We start from the raw sequence: 20,051 nt of genomic DNA, 5'->3' as shown, positions 1-20,051 counted from the left end.
GTGTGCTGTGCGGATGCATAACGCATCGTCGGCAGGCCTGTGCCAAGCACCCTAGCTTCGGCCGTAGGCCTGACCGTAGGCTCGGTGCCGACGTCTGACCCCGGACGCAGCATCGAATGGAAGGAAGCCGCCGTGGAGATCGAATACCGGCTCGAACAAAAGCGCAACATCACCGGGGCGTTCCCCGGTCCGGCCTCCCTGGCCCTGGCCGAACGTCGTGCGGCGACCGTGGCCGCCGGCGTCGCCTCGTCCGTGCCGGTCTATGCCGCCGATGCCGATGGCGGGGTCATCGTGGACGTCGACGGAAACTCGTTCATCGATCTGGGTTCCGGCATTGCGGTGACAACCGTCGGTGCCTCCAATGCGAAGGTCTCCGCCGCGGTCAGCGAGCAGACGGCACGTTTCAACCACACCTGTTTCATGGTCACCCCCTATGAGGGGTATGTGGAACTGGCCGAGAGGCTGGCCGCACTGACTCCCGGCGAACACGCCAAGAAGAGCGTGTTCTTCAATTCGGGTGCCGAAGCGGTGGAGAACGCCGTGAAGATCGCCCGGGTCGCCACCGGCCGGACCGCCGTCGTGGCCTTCGACCACGCCTATCACGGCCGCACCAACCTCACCATGGGCCTGACCGCGAAGGCGGCCCCCTATAAGCGGGGATTCGGGCCCTTGGCTTCGGAGATCTACCGGATGCCGATGAGCTACCCGTTCCGTGAGGAGAATCCAAACATCTCCGGCAAGGAAGCCGCCGAACGAACCATCCTGTCGATGGAGAAGCAGATCGGCGGCGACCAGATCGCCGCGATCATCATCGAGCCGATCCAGGGCGAAGGCGGGTTCATCGTCCCCGCCGACGGATTCCTGCCGCGCATCGCCGAATGGGCGAAGGAGCAGGGCATCGTCTTCATCGCCGATGAGGTCCAGACGGGCTTCTGCCGTACCGGTGACTGGTTCGCCGTCGACCACGAATCCGTGGTCCCCGACCTCGTCACCCTGGCCAAGGGCATCGCCGGGGGCCTGCCGCTTTCGGCGGTCACCGGCCGGTCCGAACTGCTTGATGCCGTGCATCCCGGCGGGTTGGGCGGAACCTATGGTGGCAACCCGGTGGCCGTCGCCGCGGGGCTGGCCGCCGTGGACTACATGGCCGAGGCGGATCTGAACGGTCGCGCCCGCGCCATCGAGGAGGCCTTCTACACCCGCCTGCGTCCGTTGCAGCAGCAGCTGCCGGCCATCGGGGACCTGCGGGGTCGTGGAGCCATGCTGGCCATTGAATTCGTCCAGGCCGGCGGGACGGCACCGGATGCCGAACTGACGCGGAAGATCGCCGCCGACTGCCTGGCCGCCGGTGTCATCATCCTGACCTGTGGCACCTACGGGAACGTGGTGCGCCTGTTGCCGCCGCTGGTGATTTCAGATGAGTTGTTGGCCGACGCCTTCGACGTGCTGGAGGCAGCCATCCGCCAGCACGCCTGACGGGCCGGGGTGACGGCCGGCGCCGGATCAGTCCTTGGCTGGTCCGGCGCCGTCGTGCTTAAGCGCGGTGGCAGTTGCCGCGCGGCGAGCCATCCGGGGAGGACCGGGCCGGCGCAGCATGTCGACCGCCACCAGGATGATGGCCACCCAGACGAGGGCGAAGCCGGCCAGTCGTTCGGCCGGCATGGCCTCCCCGAAGATGGCCACCGCAATGATGAACTGCATCACCGGGTTCAGGAACTGCAGGGTCCCCAGGGTGCTCAACGGCAGTCGCCGGGCCGCGGCGCCGAAGAGCAGCAGGGGTACCGCCGTGACGATGCCGCTGGCGGCCATGAGCCAGAAGTGTCCGGGACCGCTGCTCAGTACCGTCGCCTCGCCCCGGGAGATCAGCCACCCCAGGAAGACCAGTGCGGGAACCGTCAAGAATGCCGTCTCGAAGGTCAGGCTGGTCACGGCGGTGGCGGTGCGTCCCACCCGGTTCTTCACGAAGCCGTAGAGGCCGAAGGAGAAGGCCAGGGTCAAGGCGATCACCGGCACCGAACCGTAGGCGAAGGTCAGCACGAGTACCGCGGCGAGCCCGAATCCCAGGGCCGTCCATTGCAGCCGGGTCAATCGTTCCTTCAGGAAGAGAACTCCCAGGCCAGCGGAAACCAGCGGATTGATGAAGTAGCCCAGAGAGGCCTCCACGGCGTGCCCGTTGAGCACGGCAAAGGCGTAGGTCACCCAGTTCACGGTGATCAGGACCGCGGCGAGGGAGAGCCGTCGCAGGGCAGGGCGATCGTGCAAGAGCACGCCCAGGTCATCCCAGCTGCGGGTGATGGTGATGAGCAGCAGGCAGAAGACCAGGCTGAACACGATCCGACTGGCCACGATCTCGGTCGGTGAAGCGATCGCGATCGTCATGAAGTACAGCGGCATCAGGCCCCATAGCCCGTAGGCACCGAGACCCTGCCCCAATCCGGCGCGGCTCGGCCGGGGTGCGGCGCCCGCCGTTCCCGGACGTACGGGTGCTTCGGAGGCGCTCTGGTGGGACATACCTCTGGCAACCCGGGGCGTGCCCGGCCTATTCCGCATTCCGGGGGCTATTCCGTGTCGGAGTTCAAATAGGTCTGGATGGTCTGCACCGGTCGACCGGTCTGGACCAGCTGGCCGCGTCCCGGGGGAAGCGGCCGGGCCCGGATGTTGTTGATCAGTCCACCCTCCGACCGGTCCCCGCTCATGATCAGGGCGGCCGTTCCGGCGTCGCGCAGGGTGGAGAAGAACGATTCATACATTCCGCGGCTGGCACTGCGCACCTTGCGGGTCAGGATCACATGCAGATCCAGTTCATCAGCCATGGGCAGGTATCGGGTCAGGCGTGACAGCGGGGAGGAACCACTGGCCGTCAACACGTCGTAATCGTCGGCGATGACCACCAGCTTCGCCTTGCTGGGCTTGTTCTCCTCGTCGCCTCCGGTGCTGCGCAGCTCCAGTTCGGCCGCCAGGGCCCCGGAGAGCTGCTCGCCCACGATGGCGCTGCCGGCGTAACCACCCAGATAGTCGTCGGGCACGACGTCGTCGAGCCCCTTGCGGGGGTCGTAGACGCCGAACAGCAAGTCATCCGGGGCGTGCTGGGCGACCAGGGTGGCGATAACGTTGCGCAGGATGTTGGATTTACCAGATTCCTCGTCGCCGAGCAGGATCAGGTGGCGGTCCTTGGATTGCAGATCCAGGACGTGGTCTCCGAGGTCGACCTCGCGCAGCCCGAGCGGGAACCGGCCCCGGCCCGAGGCTGCGGGCGCCTGGTCCCACGCGACGCTGGGAGGCAGCACCCGGACCTTCATGGCGGTTTCAGTGGTGTGTTCGGCCACCTGGGCCACCAGGTCCTTCAGCCCGTCGGAGAGGTCCTCGGGATCGTGGACCCCGTCGATCCGAGGCAGCGCCACATGGCCGATCAGCTTGCGGTCCGACAAGGCCCGTCCGGGGGCCTCCGGATTGATCCCGGGGGCCACCTTCCGATCGATCTGCGAGTCCGAGGGTTCGGCGAGGGCGGTTTCGATCTTGTTGCCGAAGAAGCCCTGCTGGGCCATGCGCAGTTCCGCATTGCGGTTCAAGGTGGTCACCACATGGATGCCGTAGCCCCCACCGCGCATGATCAGCGCGAAGACGTTTTCCTGGATCTCCTCGAAGTCGTCGGCGATCTGCCCGTAACCGTCGATGACCAGGAAGATATCGGCGCTGGGCAGTTCGGGCAGCCGCCCGTCGGCGTGCATCCGGCGCATCGTGGTCAGGGAATCGATCTGGTGGTGTTCGAAGACCCGCTCACGGACCATGAGCATGCCCACCAGCTCCTCCACCGTGCGGCGGACGACCTCCCGGTTGGTACGGATCGCAGTTCCCCCGACATGGGGCAACCCTCCCAGCGGCAGCAAAGCGGAACCGAGCAGGTCGATGCAGTAGATGCCGACTTCATGGGGGGAATGGGTCAGGGCCATCGAAGCCACCACGGTGCGCAACAAGGTGCTGCGACCTGACTGCGGGCCTCCGGTGATCATCAGGTTCCCACCGCCCGAACCGAAATCGATCTGCCAGAGGCCCTGCCACTGCTTGGCCGGGTCGTCGAGCAGACCGATCGGCACCCGCAAACCGCCTCCCGCCCCCAGCTGGAGGCCATGTTCCCCCGGATGGACGCCGCCGGCTGCGGCATCCAGGGGGATGGCGGCCGGCAGCGGAGGCAACCAGATCTCCTGGACCGAACGCGGGAAGGAGCGCAGCGTATCCATCAGCGTGGACATCACGGTCGGCCCGGTGGTGCGCTTGGCGGCCACGTCCTTCTTCCTGGCGGTGCCTTCCTCCCCATCGGGTTCCTCCCCGGCATAGCGGGGAACCCTGAGCACCTCGGCGACCTCGGCAGGGGCCAGTTCATCCGCCTCGTCCTGCCGGACGTCCTCCACGGGGCCGGACACGTAGCCGGCCTTGAATCGCGTATAGACCGTGGTGTCGACCTTGAGGAAGCCGTAGCCGGGCACCGGGGGCAGGTGGAAGGCATCGGGGCTGTCCAGCACGGTCCGCGATTCGGATTCCGAGAGCGTGCGCAGGCCCAACCGGTAGGAAAGATAGGTTTCCAGGCCCTTGAGCTTTCCGGATTCGACGCGCTGGCTGCTCAGTAACAAGTGGACGCCGATGGAGCGGCCGATGCGTCCGATGGACAGGAACAGGTCGATGAAATCGGGGCGTGCGGTCAGCAGTTCACCGAACTCGTCGATGATGACCACCAGATGCGGCAAGGGGGCCATGTCCTCCCCGCGGGCCAGACGTTCGTTGCGGTGGACCTGGTAATCGGTGATGTTGGCGATGTTCCCGGCGGCCTTGAGGACCTCCTGGCGGCGCAGGATCTCGCCGTTGAGGCTGGCATAGACGCGTTCGATCAGTGAGAGGTCATCGGAGAGGTTCGTGATGATGCCCGTGACCTGCGGCGCCCCCTCGAAGGGGGCGAAGGTAGCCCCGCCCTTGAAGTCCACGAGGACCATGGCCAGCACGTCCGGGGAGTGGGTGGCCAGGAGTCCGAAGACCAGTGAACGCAGCATCTCCGATTTGCCCGAACCGGTGGCCCCGACACACAACCCATGCGGACCCATGCCGAATTGCGCGGACTCCTTCAGATCCAGGACCGTGGGACGGCCGGCGTCGTCGGGCCCCAACGGGATCCGCAGGAATTCGGCGTCGCCACGCGGTTTCCAGGTCCGCTCTATATCGGCCCGGTCCAGGTTCGAGCTGAGCCCGAGCATGCCGAGGAAACTCTCGGCGCCTTGGCCGGACCCCCCATGCTCCAGCGAGTCGGCCGAGAGCCGCAGGGGAGCCAGTTCATGGGCCAGCGCATCAGCCGTCGCGACGGAGAGGGGGTCCAGGGATCCGGAGGAGACGTCGGGATGCACCGGATCCGCCCGGTAGTCCTGGACCTGGAACCCCTCACTGGTCTGGGTGATCCGGATGGTGATGTCGCTGGGTTCCTCGCTCCGGTCGTGCACCAGGTGCAGGACCGTGAGGCCGAGATCCCCGGGGGTGAGGAACCGGTCGGCCAAGGGCAGCTCCTGGGCCCGGGATCCATGGGTATCCGAGACCACGACGAGCCGTGCCAAGGCCTGGCTGGCCCGGCTATTGACCTTCTTGGCTTCCACGGCGATCTTGGCCCGCCGTTGCAGATCGGTATCCATGATGTCGGCCAACGACGCCAGGTCGGGGCCGATCCGACGCTCCAGTTCCACCCCCGAACTGCGGCCCTGGTCCGCCAGATGCGGCAACCAGGTCGCCCACTGCCAGTCGTCCCGCAAATCCTCGGGCGTGCTGATGCCCAGACCCAGATCCTCGGGCGAATGGAACGCGCTGGCGGAAACCAGGAGGTTCCGGGTGGTGGCGGTGACGAAGTCGCGGTCGCCGATGATGCTGACGTTCCCCACCGAATCGAGCGGAACCGTCACCGGCATGTCGGGGCTGGTGGAGAAACGGCGCCTGAGGATTTCGGCTTCAGCGGCCATGAAGGAATCGGTCTGCTGGGTGGCGCCGGAGACGTCGTTGACCGTGATGTCCCGGCAGGGGCGGGACCCGGAACCGATCCTGACGTGCAGGAAGTCCTCGTTTCCGCGCCGGCGTTCCCAGAGCCTCATGGGGGTGCGGACGATGTCGAAGAGGGCCTCGGGCGGTGGGGCGCTTTGCCGGGCCACGCCGAGTGCCTCGATCTCGTCGGAGCGCATGTTCACCCGGGAGCGTTCCAGATAGCGCATGTAGTTCTCGCGCAGCTGGGTGCGCGTCCTCACGGCCTTGCCCCGGTTGGAGAACATCATGAAGATGGCGATCACCACGGTCACGATCATCATCATGGCGCCGATGGCCGCGAACGGGGAATTGCGGAACATCATCATGGCGGTCATGGAGACGGCGCCACCGAGCATGGGCACGATGGACATCAGGTTCAGCCCCGGGGCCTCGCCTTCGACTGGTGGGGGACCGTCGAGAAGGAAGGGGCGGAAGATGCGCAGTGGTGCCGAGGTCCGCGCTGGGCGGTGGATGATTCGCTGGGCCATCGGCTACCGGACCCCGTTGGCCAGTTCGAGGCTACGGGCAGCCAGTGCGGTGGCAGCCTCCCGATGGGCAGGAAGCATCAACGGCAAGGTGATGAGGGCCCCTGCGGCCAGATGGCGATCGTAGCCGATGGCATGGGCATCGAATCCGAGGCGGGAGAGCCGGCCCGCCTGATCGAGGGCCTGCAGGGCCGATGAACGGTCCTGCTGCATCACGAGCACCGTCAGGGGCAAGCCGGACAACAGCGGGTTCGCCCGCCATCTGGACAAGGCCGCCAGCGCGTCATCGAGGCCGGATAGGGTCGCCGGGACCATGAAGAGGGCCCCATGGCAATCGGCCAGCGCCGCCTGGGTCTCGGGGGCCTGCAGACCGGTGGGGCAGTCGAGCAGGGTGATCGGAAAATACCTCGAGACCGTGGAGGCGGCTTCGCGGAGCAACGGGGCGCCGGTTCGCTGTGCCGACCCCGACCGAGGACCCGTTGCATAGAGGCCTTCGGCGGCCGGGGCCAGCAACCCTGCCAGATGCGCGGCCCCGGGTTGGGCGCCGTTCGTGAGTTCGGGAACGATGGAGTCCAGCGAGGGAGCCTGATCGAGTCCCAGCCGCAGGGCGAGGCTTCCGTGGCCCGGGTCGAGGTCCAGGACGCAGACACTGTCGGGCCGAAGGGCGGAAAAGGTGCGGGCGAGCAGTGCGGAGGCAGTCGTCTTTCCGGCACCGCCGCGTGTCGAGACCACGGCGATCCGTCGACCGGTGGTGACCGGCGCCTGCACGCCGGCAGCAAACTGGCTGACCTGCGTGGCCCGGTGCTTGCCGCCGAACAACATCTGCAGGGCCCGCGGGAAGGACCCCCCGGTGGCGCGGACGCCGGAGAGCCGGCGTCGGTCGTTCTCCAGCGGGGCCCCCAGGGTGCCGGGGGAGGACTGGGCAGGCGGGGCGGAAGGGCCGGGAGCCGGGACGGAACCGGCGCGCCGGCGGCCCGGTGCGGGGGCCCAGGGATCGGTGATCGGCTGTCCCCACGGGTCGAGTGGTTGCTCGCCCGCGGGGTGGCCGGGAGTCTGAGGTGCGGTCATGGAAGGTCCTCCGTGCTAGAACGTGTCCAGCATTTGGGCGTAGACGCCGAAGTAGCCGATGAGCAAGGGGATCGTGGCGAGGATGGCCAGGGTTTCGAGGCGTTCACAGATCTGTCGGATCCGTGCCTCGATATGGTCCGGAAGGTCCACGGCCAACCCCAGGCCGATCACCACGGCCAGCACCAGGATCGACAGCCCGACAATCCATACGGTGTCTTCGTTCAGCCGGGTCAGGGCCCCGGCACCGGCCAGGACCCCGATGGCGGTGGCGGCATAGAGCGAATAGCGCTCCAGGGCCAGGGGGAAGGCCCGCGAGCGCAGCAGGGTTGCCAACGCGAGAGCAAGGAGCAGGGGAAGCGTCCAGACCGGATGCCGATCGCCCGTGGCAACCAGCCACATCCCGGCGGCCGCGGAGAGGGCTGCGGCCACGGTGGCCAGGGTGAGGCCGGCGTGGGCCGAACGGATGGCGGTGATGGCATCACGGCGCCAGATCGAGGTGCCGTTGGCCCGCTGGTCGTCGAGGGTGGACAAACCCGACAGGGACAGGGCCAGGGCCGGCAGCAGGCCCATGATGAGCACCGAACAGATCGCCGCGATGGCACCGACCCCGACGAGGAGGTCGGTATCGGTGCTGGCCGCTGTCCACCGGGCCAGGGGTAGGGCCACGGCCCAGATGCCGGCCAACGTCCCGAGGACACCGGCACCCAGCAGGACGGCCCGGGGATGTTTGAGCACCGTGGCCAGGCAGGCGACGAATACGGCGGTGCCTGCCGCGGCCAGCAGCAATCGCAACGAGGGAGCCGCGGTCCAGTGCAGCAGACCGATCATGCCCGCCCCCCATCCGGCGCCCATCAGGGCGGAGGCCACCGGGCGGGACGCAGCGGAGACCGAGGCGCCCAGTGCCAGCAGCCCGGCCCCCACGGCGAGCAGGACCCACCAGCGGGCATCGGGCAGATACCTTCCCAACAGGATGTCCAGCGCCAGCCAAAGCCCGAATGCGGCGAAGATCCCCGACGCGGTGACCAGATGGGTCCGGTCCCAGGAACCGCGTACTTCACGGGACTGCTCGACGACGGTATCGGAGATGTCATAGACGACGGCAGGGGGCGGGGCTTCGCTGTTGCTGAGCAGGGTCAGCCGTGCCCCGTCGAAGACCTGCGCCTGGGTCAAGGTCTCCCGGGCTGGGATGGGTTCCCCGCTGGCGGTCAGAAGGACCTTGGTCGCGACGGCGTCGCCCGGGTTGTCGCCCAGCAGGTCCAGGATCTGCGGCATCAGTGTTCCCACCGATTCGGTGGCGGGCAGCAGGAGGTCGGCGTTGCGGCGTTCCCCCACAAGGGTCACGCGTGTGTAGGGCTGGGCCATGACGGGCTAGTTCCCCATCCTTCCGGGGCTCGGGCTCGGGTTGGACGAAGACCAGGCCGACTGGGTCGGCCCGATGAAGGCGGCGGCGGAACTCTGCATTTGATCCTGCCGTTGCTTCTTTTCCTCGGCTCGGGTGGCAAGCATGTTGGAGACGAAGGAGATCCCGATGCAGATGGCGGTGATCAAGGCCGCGGCGACGAGGCTGAAGAGGAACTGCTTCGTCGTGGCCTTCCAACGGCGCTCGGTCGGGTTCTCGCCATAGAGCAGGGCATCGGTGACCCGGTTGCGACGGACGGCGACCGACTCGATGAGCTGGTTGTCGAATTCAGTCGCCATGGAGCCCTTTCGGTCTAACAATGTGGTGGTGTGAGTCCATCATGTCAGGTCGATGGACGAAAAATGGCAGGAAACCGGGGGCATGGGTAGTTCTCCCCATGCAGGACGCTTGACCCTGTTTGTTGCCTTGCCGTTAGCTGGTAGCAAGCAAAGCACGGTCAGCGAGGCCACCGCCACGCATCGATGAAGGGAAGCGGGATATGAGTTTCAAGGGAAAAATGGACGTCAACGCCATGAACAAGGCGGCTGAAGAGTCCAGCGGCTCCGGCGATGAGCTGGTGCGACTGGTCGAGGAGCTCGTCGACGGCGTCGAGGACTTGAAGACCACTTTCAAGGGCCAGGGGGCGGTCTCCTACCAGAACTTCATGGTCGAGTCCCAGCGGGTCCAGCAGGACCTGATCAAGGCACTGTCGGGTATTTCGCAGGGTCAGGCCGAGAGCGCCAAGCACTACGTCCAGATGGATGACGCCTTCGATGCCGAAGGCAAGCAAGCCGAAGGACAGGCTGCGGGAGCCAAGACCTCGGGCTTCAGCTTCTCCAAATAGCCACTACCGCGCAGCGCCTCCGGGGGCTGTCCACGCGCACCAGCGCCCCACCAACCCGACATACCGGTCCGACACGGACCCGCAGCAAAGGAATCGAACATGCAAGAAGGCCTCATTCAGTTTGACAGTGACGCCGCCTCGCGTACCGAAGGCGACATCATCCGCATTGCCGGACGCATCGAAAGCATCATCGGCGACCGCGAATCCCAGACGAAGTTCGTCAAGGACAACTGGGAGGACAACAACTCGGGAGATGCCTATTCCAGCGTCGAAAAGGACTGGATCGATGCCGCCAACGAAACCCTCCAGCTCGTGCACAGGGCGCGCAAGCTGTTGGGCGAGAACTCCGTGACGGCCAAGGACGCCAGCGGGAAGGTCCAGGGCATCTGGAGCTGATCCGCTGATGGATCGCGGTGCACCACGCTGCGATCGACGTCCCAAGGGGGCGGGTGGCCGGCCGGCCACCCGCCCCCTTGGTGTGTGCGCTCCCACACAAATGCGCGGGCCGGCGCTCTGGCAATTAGACTAGGTGGCCGTGTGTTAATTATTCTCCGGAATGACGCATCCCAGGAGTACCGCCGAAAGGAAAAACAGTGTCCAACCCAGCTGCTGATCGTCCGCTGCGAGTCGCCATCATCGGCGCCGGTCCTGCGGGCGTCTATGCCGCGGACATCCTGACCAAGGCCGAACGCGAGTTCGAGGTCAGCATCGACCTCTTCGACCGGTATCCGACCCCCTACGGGCTGATCCGCTACGGCGTCGCCCCGGACCACCCGCGGATCAAGGGCATCGTGAAGGCCCTGCATAAGGTCCTGGACCGCGGGGACATCCGCTTCCTGGGGAACGTCAACTACGGCCAGGACATCACCCTGGCCGACATCCGTGACATGTACGACGCAGTCATCTTCGCCACCGGGGCGATCAAGGACGCCGACCTGAACATCCCGGGCATGGACCTCGAGGGCGCCTACGGGGCCGCGGACTTCGTGTCCTGGTACGACGGGCACCCCGATGTGCCGCGGACCTGGCCCCTGGACGCGCAGCAGATCGCGGTCATCGGCAACGGCAACGTCGCCCTGGACGTCGCCCGGATGCTCTCCAAGCATCCCGAGGACCTGCTGGTCACCGAGATCCCGGACAACGTCCATGCGGGCCTGGCCGCCTCACCGGTGACCGATGTGCATATCTTCGGCCGGCGGGGCCCCGCCCAGGTGAAGTTCACCCCGTTGGAGTTGCGCGAACTCTCACATTCGAGGGATGTGGACATCGTCCTCTACCCGGAGGATTTCGAGTTCGACGATGCCTCCGATGAGGCGATCAAGACGAACAACCAGGCCAAGACGATGGTCAATACACTCACCAACTGGTTGGTCGAGCAGGAGGACCGGGAGGAGGCCGAGGACGCCGGGACTCGGACCCCGGCCTCGCGGCGGTTGCATCTGCACTTCCTGCACGCCCCGGTGGAGATCACCGGGTCCAACGGGTCCGTGGAGGCCATCCGGTTCGAACGTCAGGAACTGGACGGGACCGGCAACGTGCGCGGGACCGGGGAGCTGGTGGACTACGGTGTCCAGGCCGTCTACCGGGCGATCGGCTACTTCGGCTCCGAGCTGGCCGAGATCGGTTTCGACCCGAACCGTGGCGTGATCCCCAACGAGGGCGGACGCGTCCTGCACGATGACGGGCAGAAGATTCCCGGGCTCTATGCCACCGGGTGGATCAAGCGCGGTCCGGTGGGCCTGATCGGTAGCACCAAGGGCGATGCCCTCGAGACCATCGGCAACCTGCTGGAGGACCGGCTGGAGCTGCCGGCTGCGGTGCATCCCGATGAACAGGCGATCATCGACCTGCTCAAGCAACGCGAAGTCGCCTTCACGACGTGGGAGGGCTGGGTCGCCCTGGATGCGCACGAGCATTCCCTGGGGGAGGCGGCAGGTGCCGTGGAAACCAGCCGTGGACCGGTATCCCGTGAGCGGGTCAAGGTCGTCGAGCGCGAGGAGATGGTGCGGATCTCCCAGCAGCCGTAGTTCGGAGCCGCCACCGGAAAAGCCCGGGATCCCCTCGAAGGGATCCCGGGCTTTTCTGTCGGTCACCGGCGGGTGCCGGGGACGGGCTGCCTAGGCCTTGCCGGACTGCTCCGACGCGCCATCGGTCGTGCCCTGGTTGCCCGCAGCATGGCCGTCGCGCAGGATCTGACCGAGGTTCTCGTCCACGTTCGTCCAGTACTGGAAGAAGCGCTCGCGGATGTCATCACGGGTGATGCCGGCAACCTGTCCAAGCAGGTTGTCGTGGAAGCGCTCCTTGGACTCGGCGCTGAAGACGTCGCGGTACAGCGTTCCGGCCTGGCCGAAGTCGCTGTCCTCGCTGCGCAGGGTCTGTGCGGCGCGGACGAGCGTCCCGTCGGTTTCCCAGCTGCCTTCGCCGGCACGCTCCGGCTCGGCTGCCGCTCCACCGTAGGAGTTCGGCGTGTAGGGGCGCGTGGTGGCGTCGTTGAAGTGGTACTGCATGTTGCCTTCGTGCATGTACGTGTTCACATGGGCAGCGCGCGGCTGGTTCACCGGCAACTGGTTGTAGTTCGTGCCGATGCGGTTGCGCTGGGCATCCGGGTAGGAGAACACGCGGGACATCAGCATCTTATCGGGGCTGATGTCGGTGCCCGGAACCATGTTCGACGGTGAGAAGGCGGCCTGCTCGATCTCGGCGAAGAAGTTCTGCGGGTTGCGGTTCAACGTGAAGTGTCCGACCTTCACCAGCGGGTAGTCGGCGTGCGGCCACACCTTGGTGATGTCGAAGGGGTTGAAACGGTAGGTCTTGGCATCCTCATACGGCATGATCTGCACGAACACGTCCCAGGTCGGGAAGTTGCCGGCCTCGATGTTCTCGTACAGGTCGCGACGGTAGAAGTCGGCGTCGGAGCCGGCGAGCTTTTCCGCCTCGTCGTTGTTCATGTTGTGGACGCCCTGGCGGGACTGGAAGTGGTACTGGACCCAGAAGCGCTCGCCCTCGGCATTGATCCACTGGTAGGTGTGTGAACCGTAGCCGTTCATCTCGCGCCAGGAGGTCGGCAGGCCACGATCGCCCATGACGTAGGTGACCTGGTGAGCGGACTCGGGGGAAAGGGTCCAGAAATCCCACTGCATGTCGGCATCACGCAGGGCAGAGCCGTTCAGGCGCTTCTGCGAGTGGATGAAGTCAGGGAACTTGATGCCATCGCGGATGAAGAACACCGGGGTGTTGTTGCCGACGATGTCGTAGTTGCCTTCGGTGGTGTAGAAACGCAGGGCGAAACCACGCACGTCACGCCAGGTGTCGGGGGAGCCCTGCTCGCCGGCGACGGAGGAGAAGCGTGCCAGCGTCTCGGACTTGGCGCCCGGCTGGAAGACCGCGGCCCGGGTGTACTTCGAGACGTCCTCGGTGATGGTCAGTTCGCCGAAGGCTCCGCCGCCCTTGGCGTGCGGGTTGCGCTCCGGGACGCGTTCGCGGTTGAACGAGGCCAGCTTTTCGACCAGGTAACGATCGTGCAGGGCCGTGACGCCGTTGGCGCCGGTGGTCAGCGAGTGTGCGTCACTGGGGACGGGGGCACCGCTTTGTGTGGTGGTGAAGTTCTCAGACAAGAGGTTCTCCTTCAGGTGATGGTTTGCTGGTCGATGACTGGGCGGTCTCAGGCAACGCTCTCCCGGGGCTGGGCCCCGGAAGCGCCACCCTCGGTGGCATGCGCCGATTCCCTGCAGGAAGCGCATACCCCCTGATAGACCACGTCAGCGATCTGGATGTTCATGCCATGCGTATCGGAGGGGGAAAGACAGGGGGCATGGCCCACCGCGCACTCGACATCCTCGATCCGTCCACAGGTCATGCACACCGCGTGGTGGTGGTTGTCGTCCACGCGCGTCTCGTGCAGGGCCGCGGAACCGGGCGGAGTGAACCGCCGCAGCATCCCCAGCGCCGTGAGGTCGTTCAGCACGTTGTAGACGGACTGCATGGACACCTCGGGCAACTCGTCACGCACTCCGGAGGCCACCGTATCGGCCGAGGAGTGCGGAGTCGTTTCCAGGAAGCGCAGCACGGCCAGGCGCTGGCGTGTCACGCGCAGTCCCAATTCGTGTAGCCGCTCCGTGTGATCCATACCCCTATTCAACTCCCTATTTTGATGAAGTCAAGATAGGGCAGACTAAGTCGGCTGCCACCGGTCCGGATGGGGGCGCCCCGGGCCGTGCCATAGAATGGTGGGTCGAGGAGCCCCATCCCGTCCGTTCCTCCGGCGCCGTGATCCGCGGCTCATCCGGAACCCCGGGCAGGAGGCGGACGTTAAGCAGATATCCCGCCCGTCAGGTCGAGGGGCAGAGGCAGTAGCAAGGAGCCACACCCGGTGCGCAATCATTACAACGGCCTCAAGACGGCCGCCCTGCTCGGCGGCCTGTTCGGCCTGCTGTTGGTCATCGGATCGCTGATCGCCTCCGGAACGGGCAGGTCCTCGTTCATCTGGATCTTCGCCCTGATCGGTGTGGGGACCACCGCCTACGGGTACTGGAACAGCGATAAGATCGCCATCCGCTCGATGCGGGCCTACCCGGTCACCGAACAGGAACAACCGGCGATGTACCGGATCGTCAACCAGCTCTCCATCAGCGCCGGTCAACCGATGCCGCGGCTGTTCGTTTCCCCGACCGCGGCCCCCAACGCCTTCGCGACGGGACGGAACCCGCGCAACGCCGCCGTGTGCTGCACGGAGGGCATCCTGAACCTGCTCGACGAGCGTGAACTGCGAGGAGTGCTGGGCCATGAACTCATGCACGTCTACAACCGGGACATCCTCACCTCCTCCGTGGCCGCCGCCGTCGCCGGCGTGGTGACCTCGGTGGCCCAGTTCATGCTCTTCTTCGGTGGCGGAGACCGCCGCAACGCCAACCCGCTGGCCATGATCGCCACCGCATTGCTGGCGCCGCTGGCGGCCGCGCTGATCCAGATGGCGATCAGCCGGACCCGTGAATACGACGCCGACGAGGACGGCGCGACGCTGACCAATGACCCGTTGGCCCTGGCTTCGGCCTTGCGCAAACTCGAAACCGGCGTTCAGCGGGCGCCCTTGCCCGAGGATCAGCGCCTGGTCAACACCTCCCACCTGATGATCGCCAACCCCTTCCTCGGCGGAGCGAAGAAGCTCTTCGCCACCCACCCGCCGATGGCGGACCGCATCTCCCGGCTGGAGAAGATGGCGGGCCGGCCGCTGGAGTAGAAGCGGCCGCGCACCACCCATTTGGTCATTGGGTCAGGCTTGCGTATCGTCATGAGCATAGGTAAGGCTTACCTAGACACCTTGACGTCCACCCGGAAGCTCCACGATGATCGCGAATTTCCTGATCGGCCTGCGGGAAGGGCTTGAAGCCGTCCTGATCGTGGTGCTCCTATTGGCCTACCTGGGCAAGACCGGACGGACCCATCTGGTGCCGCGGGTCATGGCCGGCGTCGGTGTCGCGGTCGCCGTGTCACTGGCCTTCGGGGCACTGCTGACCTTCGGCCCGCGCGGCCTGACCTTCGAAGCGCAAGAGGCCATCGGAGGAACCCTGTCCCTGGTCGCCGTCGGATTCGTGACGTGGATGATCTTCTGGATGGCCCGGACCTCGCGGTCCATGGCCACCGACCTGCGCCATAAGGTCGATGGTGCCGCCGACGGGAAGGCCTGGATGCTGGTCCTGGTGGCTGCCCTGGCCGTCGGTCGGGAGGGCCTGGAAACCGCCCTGTTCATCTGGGCCGCGGCCCGCGCCACGGGGGAGACCTGGGAGCCTATCGCCGGCGCCGGGCTCGGACTCGCCGTCGCCGTCGTCCTGGGCGCCCTGATCCACCGCGGTGCCGTCAAGATCAACTTCGCCAAGTTCTTCAGCTGGACCGGGGCGGCACTGATCATCGTTGCTGCCGGGGTCCTGGCCTATGGCATCCACGACCTACAAGAAGCCGGCATCCTACCGGGGCTGCATCGGCTGGCCTTCGACGTGTCCCACGTCATCCCGCCCTCGAGCTGGTACGGCACCGTGCTCAAGGGGGTCTTCAATTTCTCCCCGGCCACCACCTGGCTCGAGGCCATCGCCTGGACCGGCTACATCATCCCGGTGTTCTACCTCTACTTCCGCGGCCTGCGCCGCGGCACCCCGGAGGCACGGACCGGGGCCTCTGCCGGCACCGTCGTCGACTCGAACGCCTGAATCCCCCCGCCGTCCCCGCGATTCCGCCCGACCCACCAAGGAACCCCATGACCCCGAACCGCACATTACCCACCGTCGCCGCCCTGGCGCTGGCCGCGCTGGCCCTGGCCGGGTGCACCGACAACAATGCGACCGCCGATGGCGGGGACGGCAGCATCGCGGTGACCAGCACCGATGACACCTGCGAGGTCAGCACCGATACCGTGCCGGGCGGGACACTCAAGTTCTCGGTGAAGAACGAGGGGTCCCAGGTCACCGAGTTCTACCTGCTAGCCGACGACGGCCTGCGCATCGTCGGGGAGGTGGAGAACATCGGCCCGGGCCTGAGCCGGGATCTGGTGGTCGTGGCCCCCGAAGGAAAATATGCCACCGCGTGCAAGCCGGGCATGGTCGGCGACGGGATCCGGGCGGACTTCGCCGTGGGACCGGTCCCCGAGGGCCAGGAGATCAGCGCCGACCGGGCCGCCCTGCAGGACACGGCCACGACGCAGTACGGCGCCTACGTCAAGGACCAGACCGACCAGTTGCTGGCGGGCACCAAGAAATTCGCCCGGGCCTTTGCCGACGGTGAGACGGATCAGGCCAGGAAGCTCTACGCCTCGACGCGTATGCATTGGGAGCGGATCGAACCGGTGGCCGAATCATTCGGGGACCTGGACCCGATCCTCGACGCCCGGGAAGCTGATCTGGAGCCGGGCCAGGACTGGACCGGCTGGCACCGTGCGGAGAAGGACCTCTGGCCGCCGAAGGACGACTACCAGGCCATGAGCTCCGCCCAGCGCCAGGAGATCGCCGACCAGATGGTGGACGACACCCAGGAACTGAAGGAGCGCACGCTGGACACGGAGTTCACCGCGGACGCGTTGGCCAACGGGGCCAAGGAACTCCTGGACGAGGTCGCCACCGGGAAGGTCACCGGCGAAGAGGAGATCTGGTCCCATACGGATCTGTGGGACTTCCAGGCCAACGTCGATGGGGCCCGCATCGCCTACGAGGACCTGAAGCCGTTGCTCGATCGCGACGACGCGAAGCTCGACGCCAGCCTCGATAAGAACTTCACTGCGCTGCAGAAGCTCCTGGACCAGTACCAGCGAGGTGACGGATTCGTGTACTTCGATGAACTGACCGAGTCCCAGAAACAGGAACTCGCCTCGGCCGTCGACGCCCTGGCCGAACCGCTCTCCCGGCTGACCGCCGCGGTGGTGAAGTAGTCGTGGAGGAACAACAGCCCGAGGGAGAAACGGTGCCGGAGCCGCAGGAGCGGCGGCCCGGGCTGCGACGCCGGACCCTGTTCACTGCCGCGGGCATCGGCGGGGTGGTCGGTGTGGCCGCCGGTGCCACCGGGGCTTCCGCCGTGGAGCGTGTTTCCGCGCCGGAGGCGGACCAGGACATCGTGCCCTTCCGGGGAGATCACCAGGCCGGGATCGAGACCGAAGCACAGGACCGGATGCATACCGCAGCCTTCGATGTCACGACCACCGAGCGGGAGGAACTGATCTCGCTTTTGAAGGATTGGACTGCCGCCATCGAATCGATGACCGGAGGGCAGCCGGTCGGCGGCCCCGAGGGGGCCACCGGCGGCGCCTATGATGCCCCGCCGGAAGACACCGGGGAGGCGTTGGATCTGCCGGCGAGCCATCTGACGGTGACCATCGGCTTTGGGCGCACGCTCTTCACCAAGGACGGGAAGGGCCGGTTCGGCCTGTCCGAGCGGCTCCCCGAGGCGCTGATCGAGCTGCCGCACTTTCCCGGGGACGCCCTGGAGGAGAAACGCAGCGATGGTGACCTGGTGGTCCAGGCCTGCGCCGATGATCCGCAGATTGCGGTGCATGCCGTCCGCAACCTGGTGCGCATCGCCTTCGGACGGGCCCGGGTGCGGTGGAGCCAGATCGGGTTCGGGCGCACGTCCTCCACCTCGACCGACCAGGTCACGGCGAGAAACCTCTTTGGTTTCAAGGACGGGACCGCGAACGTCAAATCGCAGGAGACCCAGGCCGTCGCCGAGCATGTGTGGGTCTCCGGGGCCACGGGCGGGGAAGCGTGGATGAACGAGGGCACCTACATGGTGGCCCGCCGCATCCGGATGCACATCGAAACCTGGGACCGCACCTCGCTGCGTGAACAGGAACTGGACATCGGACGGACCAAACGCGAAGGGGCGCCCCTGTCAGGTGGCGGGGAATTCGACGAACCCGACTTCGAGCTCAAGGGCTCCGCGGGACCGCTGATTGCGGGGGATTCGCATGTCGCACTGGCCCATCCGAGCCGGAACGCCGGGGTGCGCATGTTGCGTCGTGGATTCAACTACACCGACGGTTCCGATGGGTTGGGACGGCTCGACGCCGGATTGTTCTTCATTGCCTACGTGGTTGATCCGCGCACCCACTATGTGCCGATGCAGATGGCGATGGCCAAGAACGATCTGCTCGTGGAGTACCTGAAACATACGGGCTCGGGGCTCTTCGCGGTGCCCCCGGGGGTCACCGAGCCGGATGGCTACCTCGGCCAGGGACTGTTCGAGACCTAGGGGCTGCGGAAACGCCGCGGGGCCGCAGTCCGTGGCGGACTACGGCCCCGCGGGGATCCATGAGGTGACGATCTAGCGGAAATTCACGAACTGCAGGTCGACTTCCTCGAATTTACGCAGCAGTTCCATGGTGGCCTGCAGGTCGTCGCGGGACTTCGAGGAGACACGCAGTTCATCCCCCTGGATGGTGGATTTCACTCCCTTGGGGGCCTCGTCGCGGATCTGCTTATTGATCTTCTTGGCGATGTCCTGGGCGATCCCCTCCTTGATGGAGGCATCGATCCGGTATTCCTTGCCCGAGGCGTAGGGCTCTCCGGCATCCAGGGACTTCAGCGAGATCTTGCGCTTGACCAGCTTGGACTGGAAGACATCCAGCACTGCCTTGACGCGTTCCTCCGAGCTGGCCTTCAGCAGGATGTTCTCGCCGCTGTAGTCCAGCTCGGCTCCGACGCCCTTGAAGTCGTAGCGCTGCGAGATTTCCTTCTGGGCCTGGTTCATTGCGTTCGAGACTTCCTGGCTGTCGACCTTGCTCACGACATCGAATGTGGATTCACTGGCCACAAGTCCTCCTCAAGTTGGTTTCCCTGCATTGGCCTCCAGCCTATCGGCAGGGGCCATCCGGGGCACCCTGTCGGGCCCCGGGGGCGGGCCCGCCCGGCCGGCGGGGCCCGGTTTGGGGCCCGATTCGATTCTTGGCAGGAACTTCGGTAAAGTTTCTTCTCGTTCCGTTACGGAACTTCGGGCAGATTTCCCGAGTGGCCAAAGGGGGCTGACTGTAAATCAGCTAGCATCGCTTTCACTGGTTCGAATCCAGTATCTGCCACCCACGGTCCCGGCCAGGACCGCTGAAGACCCCGGACACATGAGTCCGGGGTCTTCTCATGTCCGGGGCCGGGTCTTCCCTCCGGTGGCCCGACCGGACGGCGTCAGGCGGCCAGCTCGTTGCCGACGTGCCTGAGATAGAGGTCCCACAGGATCAGGTGGGCCTCCCGGCTGGCGTTCATCACGGTCGCATAATGGGCCCATTGCCAAGCGGTCGCCCCATTGGAATCCGGGGGCGCGGGAGGACAATCGCCGGGGGTCCGCCATCCGGCGGGGGACCAGAGGGCGTGGATCGGGCCGGCGCTGGTGGCCGCCGAGGAGCAGTCGTCCAACGGGCGCGGAAGGCGCATGCGCCGCTGGATCCTCGGGGCTTCACCGACGGCAAAGATCTCGGACTTGGACACCTCCATCACCTGGGGCATGAGGCGTTGGTACTCGTCGGCCAGTTCGCAGCTGGCCCGGATGGACTCCCGCAGGAGTTCACCTTCGATCACGAACAGCAGCGTGCACCGTGGCATATGCGTTCCTTCCTTGGCGCCGGTTCCATAGTGGGGCAAGCCTAGGGAGCGGCAACGGCCCGGAACAGGGGGGGACCCCGGGCTGTGGAAAACCCACCACGGAACGGCGCCGGGGCAGACATGCGGCAGGGGGGAAGGCTACC

17 protein-coding genes and 1 tRNA gene are annotated in these 20,051 nt (G+C 66.3%); 9 read left to right on the top strand and 9 right to left on the bottom strand.

What is annotated here, in order from left to right; genetic code table 11:
- Window positions 1–84: 84 nt before the first annotated feature.
- Window positions 85–1,473, top strand: coding sequence for a 4-aminobutyrate--2-oxoglutarate transaminase (gene gabT / locus ACT3S6_RS01020; protein ID WP_443382535.1), 1,389 nt, complete (start codon window positions 85–87; stop codon window positions 1,471–1,473).
- A 27-nt stretch (window positions 1,474–1,500) separates the two neighbouring features.
- Here the strand turns inward: gabT and rarD are convergent, their stop codons facing one another.
- Genes rarD through ACT3S6_RS00995 form a run of 5 tightly spaced genes read right to left on the bottom strand, consistent with a single transcriptional unit; the run spans window position 1,501 to window position 9,296 of the window.
- Window positions 1,501–2,508 (bottom strand): EamA family transporter RarD, encoded by a 1,008-nt coding sequence (gene rarD / locus ACT3S6_RS01015; protein ID WP_443382538.1) that lies wholly within the window; start codon window positions 2,506–2,508, stop codon window positions 1,501–1,503.
- A 47-nt stretch (window positions 2,509–2,555) separates the two neighbouring features.
- The gene (gene eccCa, locus ACT3S6_RS01010; protein WP_443382541.1) at window positions 2,556–6,533 is read right to left on the bottom strand and encodes a type VII secretion protein EccCa; all 3,978 of its coding nucleotides are present in this window, start codon (window positions 6,531–6,533) and stop codon (window positions 2,556–2,558) included.
- Between the two features lie 3 nt (window positions 6,534–6,536).
- Complete coding sequence (locus tag ACT3S6_RS01005) at window positions 6,537–7,598, bottom strand: nucleotide-binding protein (RefSeq protein WP_443382543.1); 1,062 nt, start codon at window positions 7,596–7,598, stop codon at window positions 6,537–6,539.
- A 15-nt stretch (window positions 7,599–7,613) separates the two neighbouring features.
- Window positions 7,614–8,960 (bottom strand): type VII secretion integral membrane protein EccD, encoded by a 1,347-nt coding sequence (gene eccD / locus ACT3S6_RS01000; RefSeq protein WP_444553343.1) that lies wholly within the window; start codon window positions 8,958–8,960, stop codon window positions 7,614–7,616.
- A gap of 6 nt (window positions 8,961–8,966) precedes the next feature.
- Window positions 8,967–9,296 (bottom strand): hypothetical protein, encoded by a 330-nt coding sequence (locus tag ACT3S6_RS00995; RefSeq protein ID WP_443382549.1) that lies wholly within the window; start codon window positions 9,294–9,296, stop codon window positions 8,967–8,969.
- A gap of 200 nt (window positions 9,297–9,496) precedes the next feature.
- Between ACT3S6_RS00995 and ACT3S6_RS00990 the strand changes: the two genes are divergently transcribed.
- The 3 genes from ACT3S6_RS00990 (at window position 9,497) to ACT3S6_RS00980 (ending at window position 11,868) form a co-directional block, all read left to right on the top strand.
- Window positions 9,497–9,841, top strand: a complete 345-nt coding sequence (locus ACT3S6_RS00990; protein ID WP_443382552.1) for a WXG100 family type VII secretion target — start codon at window positions 9,497–9,499, stop codon at window positions 9,839–9,841.
- 99 nt (window positions 9,842–9,940) lie between these two features.
- Window positions 9,941–10,237, top strand: a complete 297-nt coding sequence (locus ACT3S6_RS00985; protein ID WP_443382555.1) for a hypothetical protein — start codon at window positions 9,941–9,943, stop codon at window positions 10,235–10,237.
- A gap of 197 nt (window positions 10,238–10,434) precedes the next feature.
- A complete protein-coding gene (locus tag ACT3S6_RS00980) occupies window positions 10,435–11,868 on the top strand; it encodes an FAD-dependent oxidoreductase (protein WP_443382557.1) in 1,434 nt (477 codons plus the stop codon).
- A 90-nt stretch (window positions 11,869–11,958) separates the two neighbouring features.
- Here ACT3S6_RS00980 and ACT3S6_RS00975 read toward each other — a convergent pair whose 3' ends face one another.
- Window positions 11,959–13,455, bottom strand: coding sequence for a catalase (locus ACT3S6_RS00975; RefSeq protein WP_443382560.1), 1,497 nt, complete (start codon window positions 13,453–13,455; stop codon window positions 11,959–11,961).
- 47 nt (window positions 13,456–13,502) lie between these two features.
- Window positions 13,503–13,967 (bottom strand): Fur family transcriptional regulator, encoded by a 465-nt coding sequence (locus ACT3S6_RS00970; protein WP_443382563.1) that lies wholly within the window; start codon window positions 13,965–13,967, stop codon window positions 13,503–13,505.
- Window positions 13,968–14,210: 243 nt separating this feature from the next.
- On the opposite strand from ACT3S6_RS00970, the gene htpX reads away from it, so the two are divergent.
- From htpX to efeB, 4 genes are all read left to right on the top strand, one after another.
- Window positions 14,211–15,077 carry a zinc metalloprotease HtpX gene (htpX, locus tag ACT3S6_RS00965; RefSeq protein ID WP_444553342.1) on the top strand — a complete coding sequence of 289 codons (867 nt, stop codon included), beginning with the start codon at window positions 14,211–14,213 and terminating at the stop codon, window positions 15,075–15,077.
- A 106-nt stretch (window positions 15,078–15,183) separates the two neighbouring features.
- Window positions 15,184–16,041, top strand: a complete 858-nt coding sequence (gene efeU, locus ACT3S6_RS00960; RefSeq protein ID WP_443382569.1) for an iron uptake transporter permease EfeU — start codon at window positions 15,184–15,186, stop codon at window positions 16,039–16,041.
- Window positions 16,042–16,088: 47 nt separating this feature from the next.
- Complete coding sequence (gene efeO, locus ACT3S6_RS00955) at window positions 16,089–17,252, top strand: iron uptake system protein EfeO (protein ID WP_443382571.1); 1,164 nt, start codon at window positions 16,089–16,091, stop codon at window positions 17,250–17,252.
- A gap of 2 nt (window positions 17,253–17,254) precedes the next feature.
- On the top strand, window positions 17,255–18,568 hold the full coding sequence (gene efeB, locus ACT3S6_RS00950; RefSeq protein ID WP_443382573.1) for an iron uptake transporter deferrochelatase/peroxidase subunit: 1,314 nt from the start codon (window positions 17,255–17,257) through the stop codon (window positions 18,566–18,568).
- Window positions 18,569–18,640: 72 nt separating this feature from the next.
- On the opposite strand, the gene ACT3S6_RS00945 is transcribed toward efeB, so the two are convergent.
- Window positions 18,641–19,129, bottom strand: coding sequence for a YajQ family cyclic di-GMP-binding protein (locus ACT3S6_RS00945; RefSeq protein WP_443384154.1), 489 nt, complete (start codon window positions 19,127–19,129; stop codon window positions 18,641–18,643).
- A gap of 180 nt (window positions 19,130–19,309) precedes the next feature.
- On the opposite strand from ACT3S6_RS00945, the gene ACT3S6_RS00940 reads away from it, so the two are divergent.
- Window positions 19,310–19,391: transfer RNA gene (locus ACT3S6_RS00940), tRNA-Tyr, on the top strand.
- A 103-nt stretch (window positions 19,392–19,494) separates the two neighbouring features.
- Here ACT3S6_RS00940 and ACT3S6_RS00935 read toward each other — a convergent pair.
- Window positions 19,495–19,908, bottom strand: coding sequence for a hypothetical protein (locus ACT3S6_RS00935; protein ID WP_443384153.1), 414 nt, complete (start codon window positions 19,906–19,908; stop codon window positions 19,495–19,497).
- Window positions 19,909–20,051 lie beyond the last annotated feature (143 nt).

Origin of the sequence: Arthrobacter sp. AOP36-C1-22, from assembly GCF_052377515.1 — a bacterium.
Classification (GTDB): domain Bacteria; phylum Actinomycetota; class Actinomycetes; order Actinomycetales; family Micrococcaceae; genus Arthrobacter_H.
The sequence above is the reverse complement of the archived record's forward strand: the minus strand, read 5'-3'. Positions and strand labels throughout refer to the sequence as shown.

Excerpts from the sequence above, each read along its gene's own strand:
- ACT3S6_RS00995 (WP_443382549.1), bottom strand. The coding sequence starts at position 9,296 with ATGGCGACTGAATTCGACAACCAGCTCATCGAGTCGGTCGCCGTCCGT.
- efeU (WP_443382569.1), top strand. The coding sequence starts at position 15,184 with ATGATCGCGAATTTCCTGATCGGCCTGCGGGAAGGGCTTGAAGCCGTC.
- ACT3S6_RS00970 (WP_443382563.1), bottom strand. The coding sequence starts at position 13,967 with ATGGATCACACGGAGCGGCTACACGAATTGGGACTGCGCGTGACACGC.
- efeO (WP_443382571.1), top strand. The coding sequence starts at position 16,089 with ATGACCCCGAACCGCACATTACCCACCGTCGCCGCCCTGGCGCTGGCC.
- eccD (WP_444553343.1), bottom strand. The coding sequence starts at position 8,960 with ATGGCCCAGCCCTACACACGCGTGACCCTTGTGGGGGAACGCCGCAAC.
- rarD (WP_443382538.1), bottom strand. The coding sequence starts at position 2,508 with ATGTCCCACCAGAGCGCCTCCGAAGCACCCGTACGTCCGGGAACGGCG.
- ACT3S6_RS00990 (WP_443382552.1), top strand. The coding sequence starts at position 9,497 with ATGAGTTTCAAGGGAAAAATGGACGTCAACGCCATGAACAAGGCGGCT.
- ACT3S6_RS00935 (WP_443384153.1), bottom strand. The coding sequence starts at position 19,908 with ATGCCACGGTGCACGCTGCTGTTCGTGATCGAAGGTGAACTCCTGCGG.
- ACT3S6_RS00985 (WP_443382555.1), top strand. The coding sequence starts at position 9,941 with ATGCAAGAAGGCCTCATTCAGTTTGACAGTGACGCCGCCTCGCGTACC.
- ACT3S6_RS01005 (WP_443382543.1), bottom strand. The coding sequence starts at position 7,598 with ATGACCGCACCTCAGACTCCCGGCCACCCCGCGGGCGAGCAACCACTC.
- eccCa (WP_443382541.1), bottom strand. The coding sequence starts at position 6,533 with ATGGCCCAGCGAATCATCCACCGCCCAGCGCGGACCTCGGCACCACTG.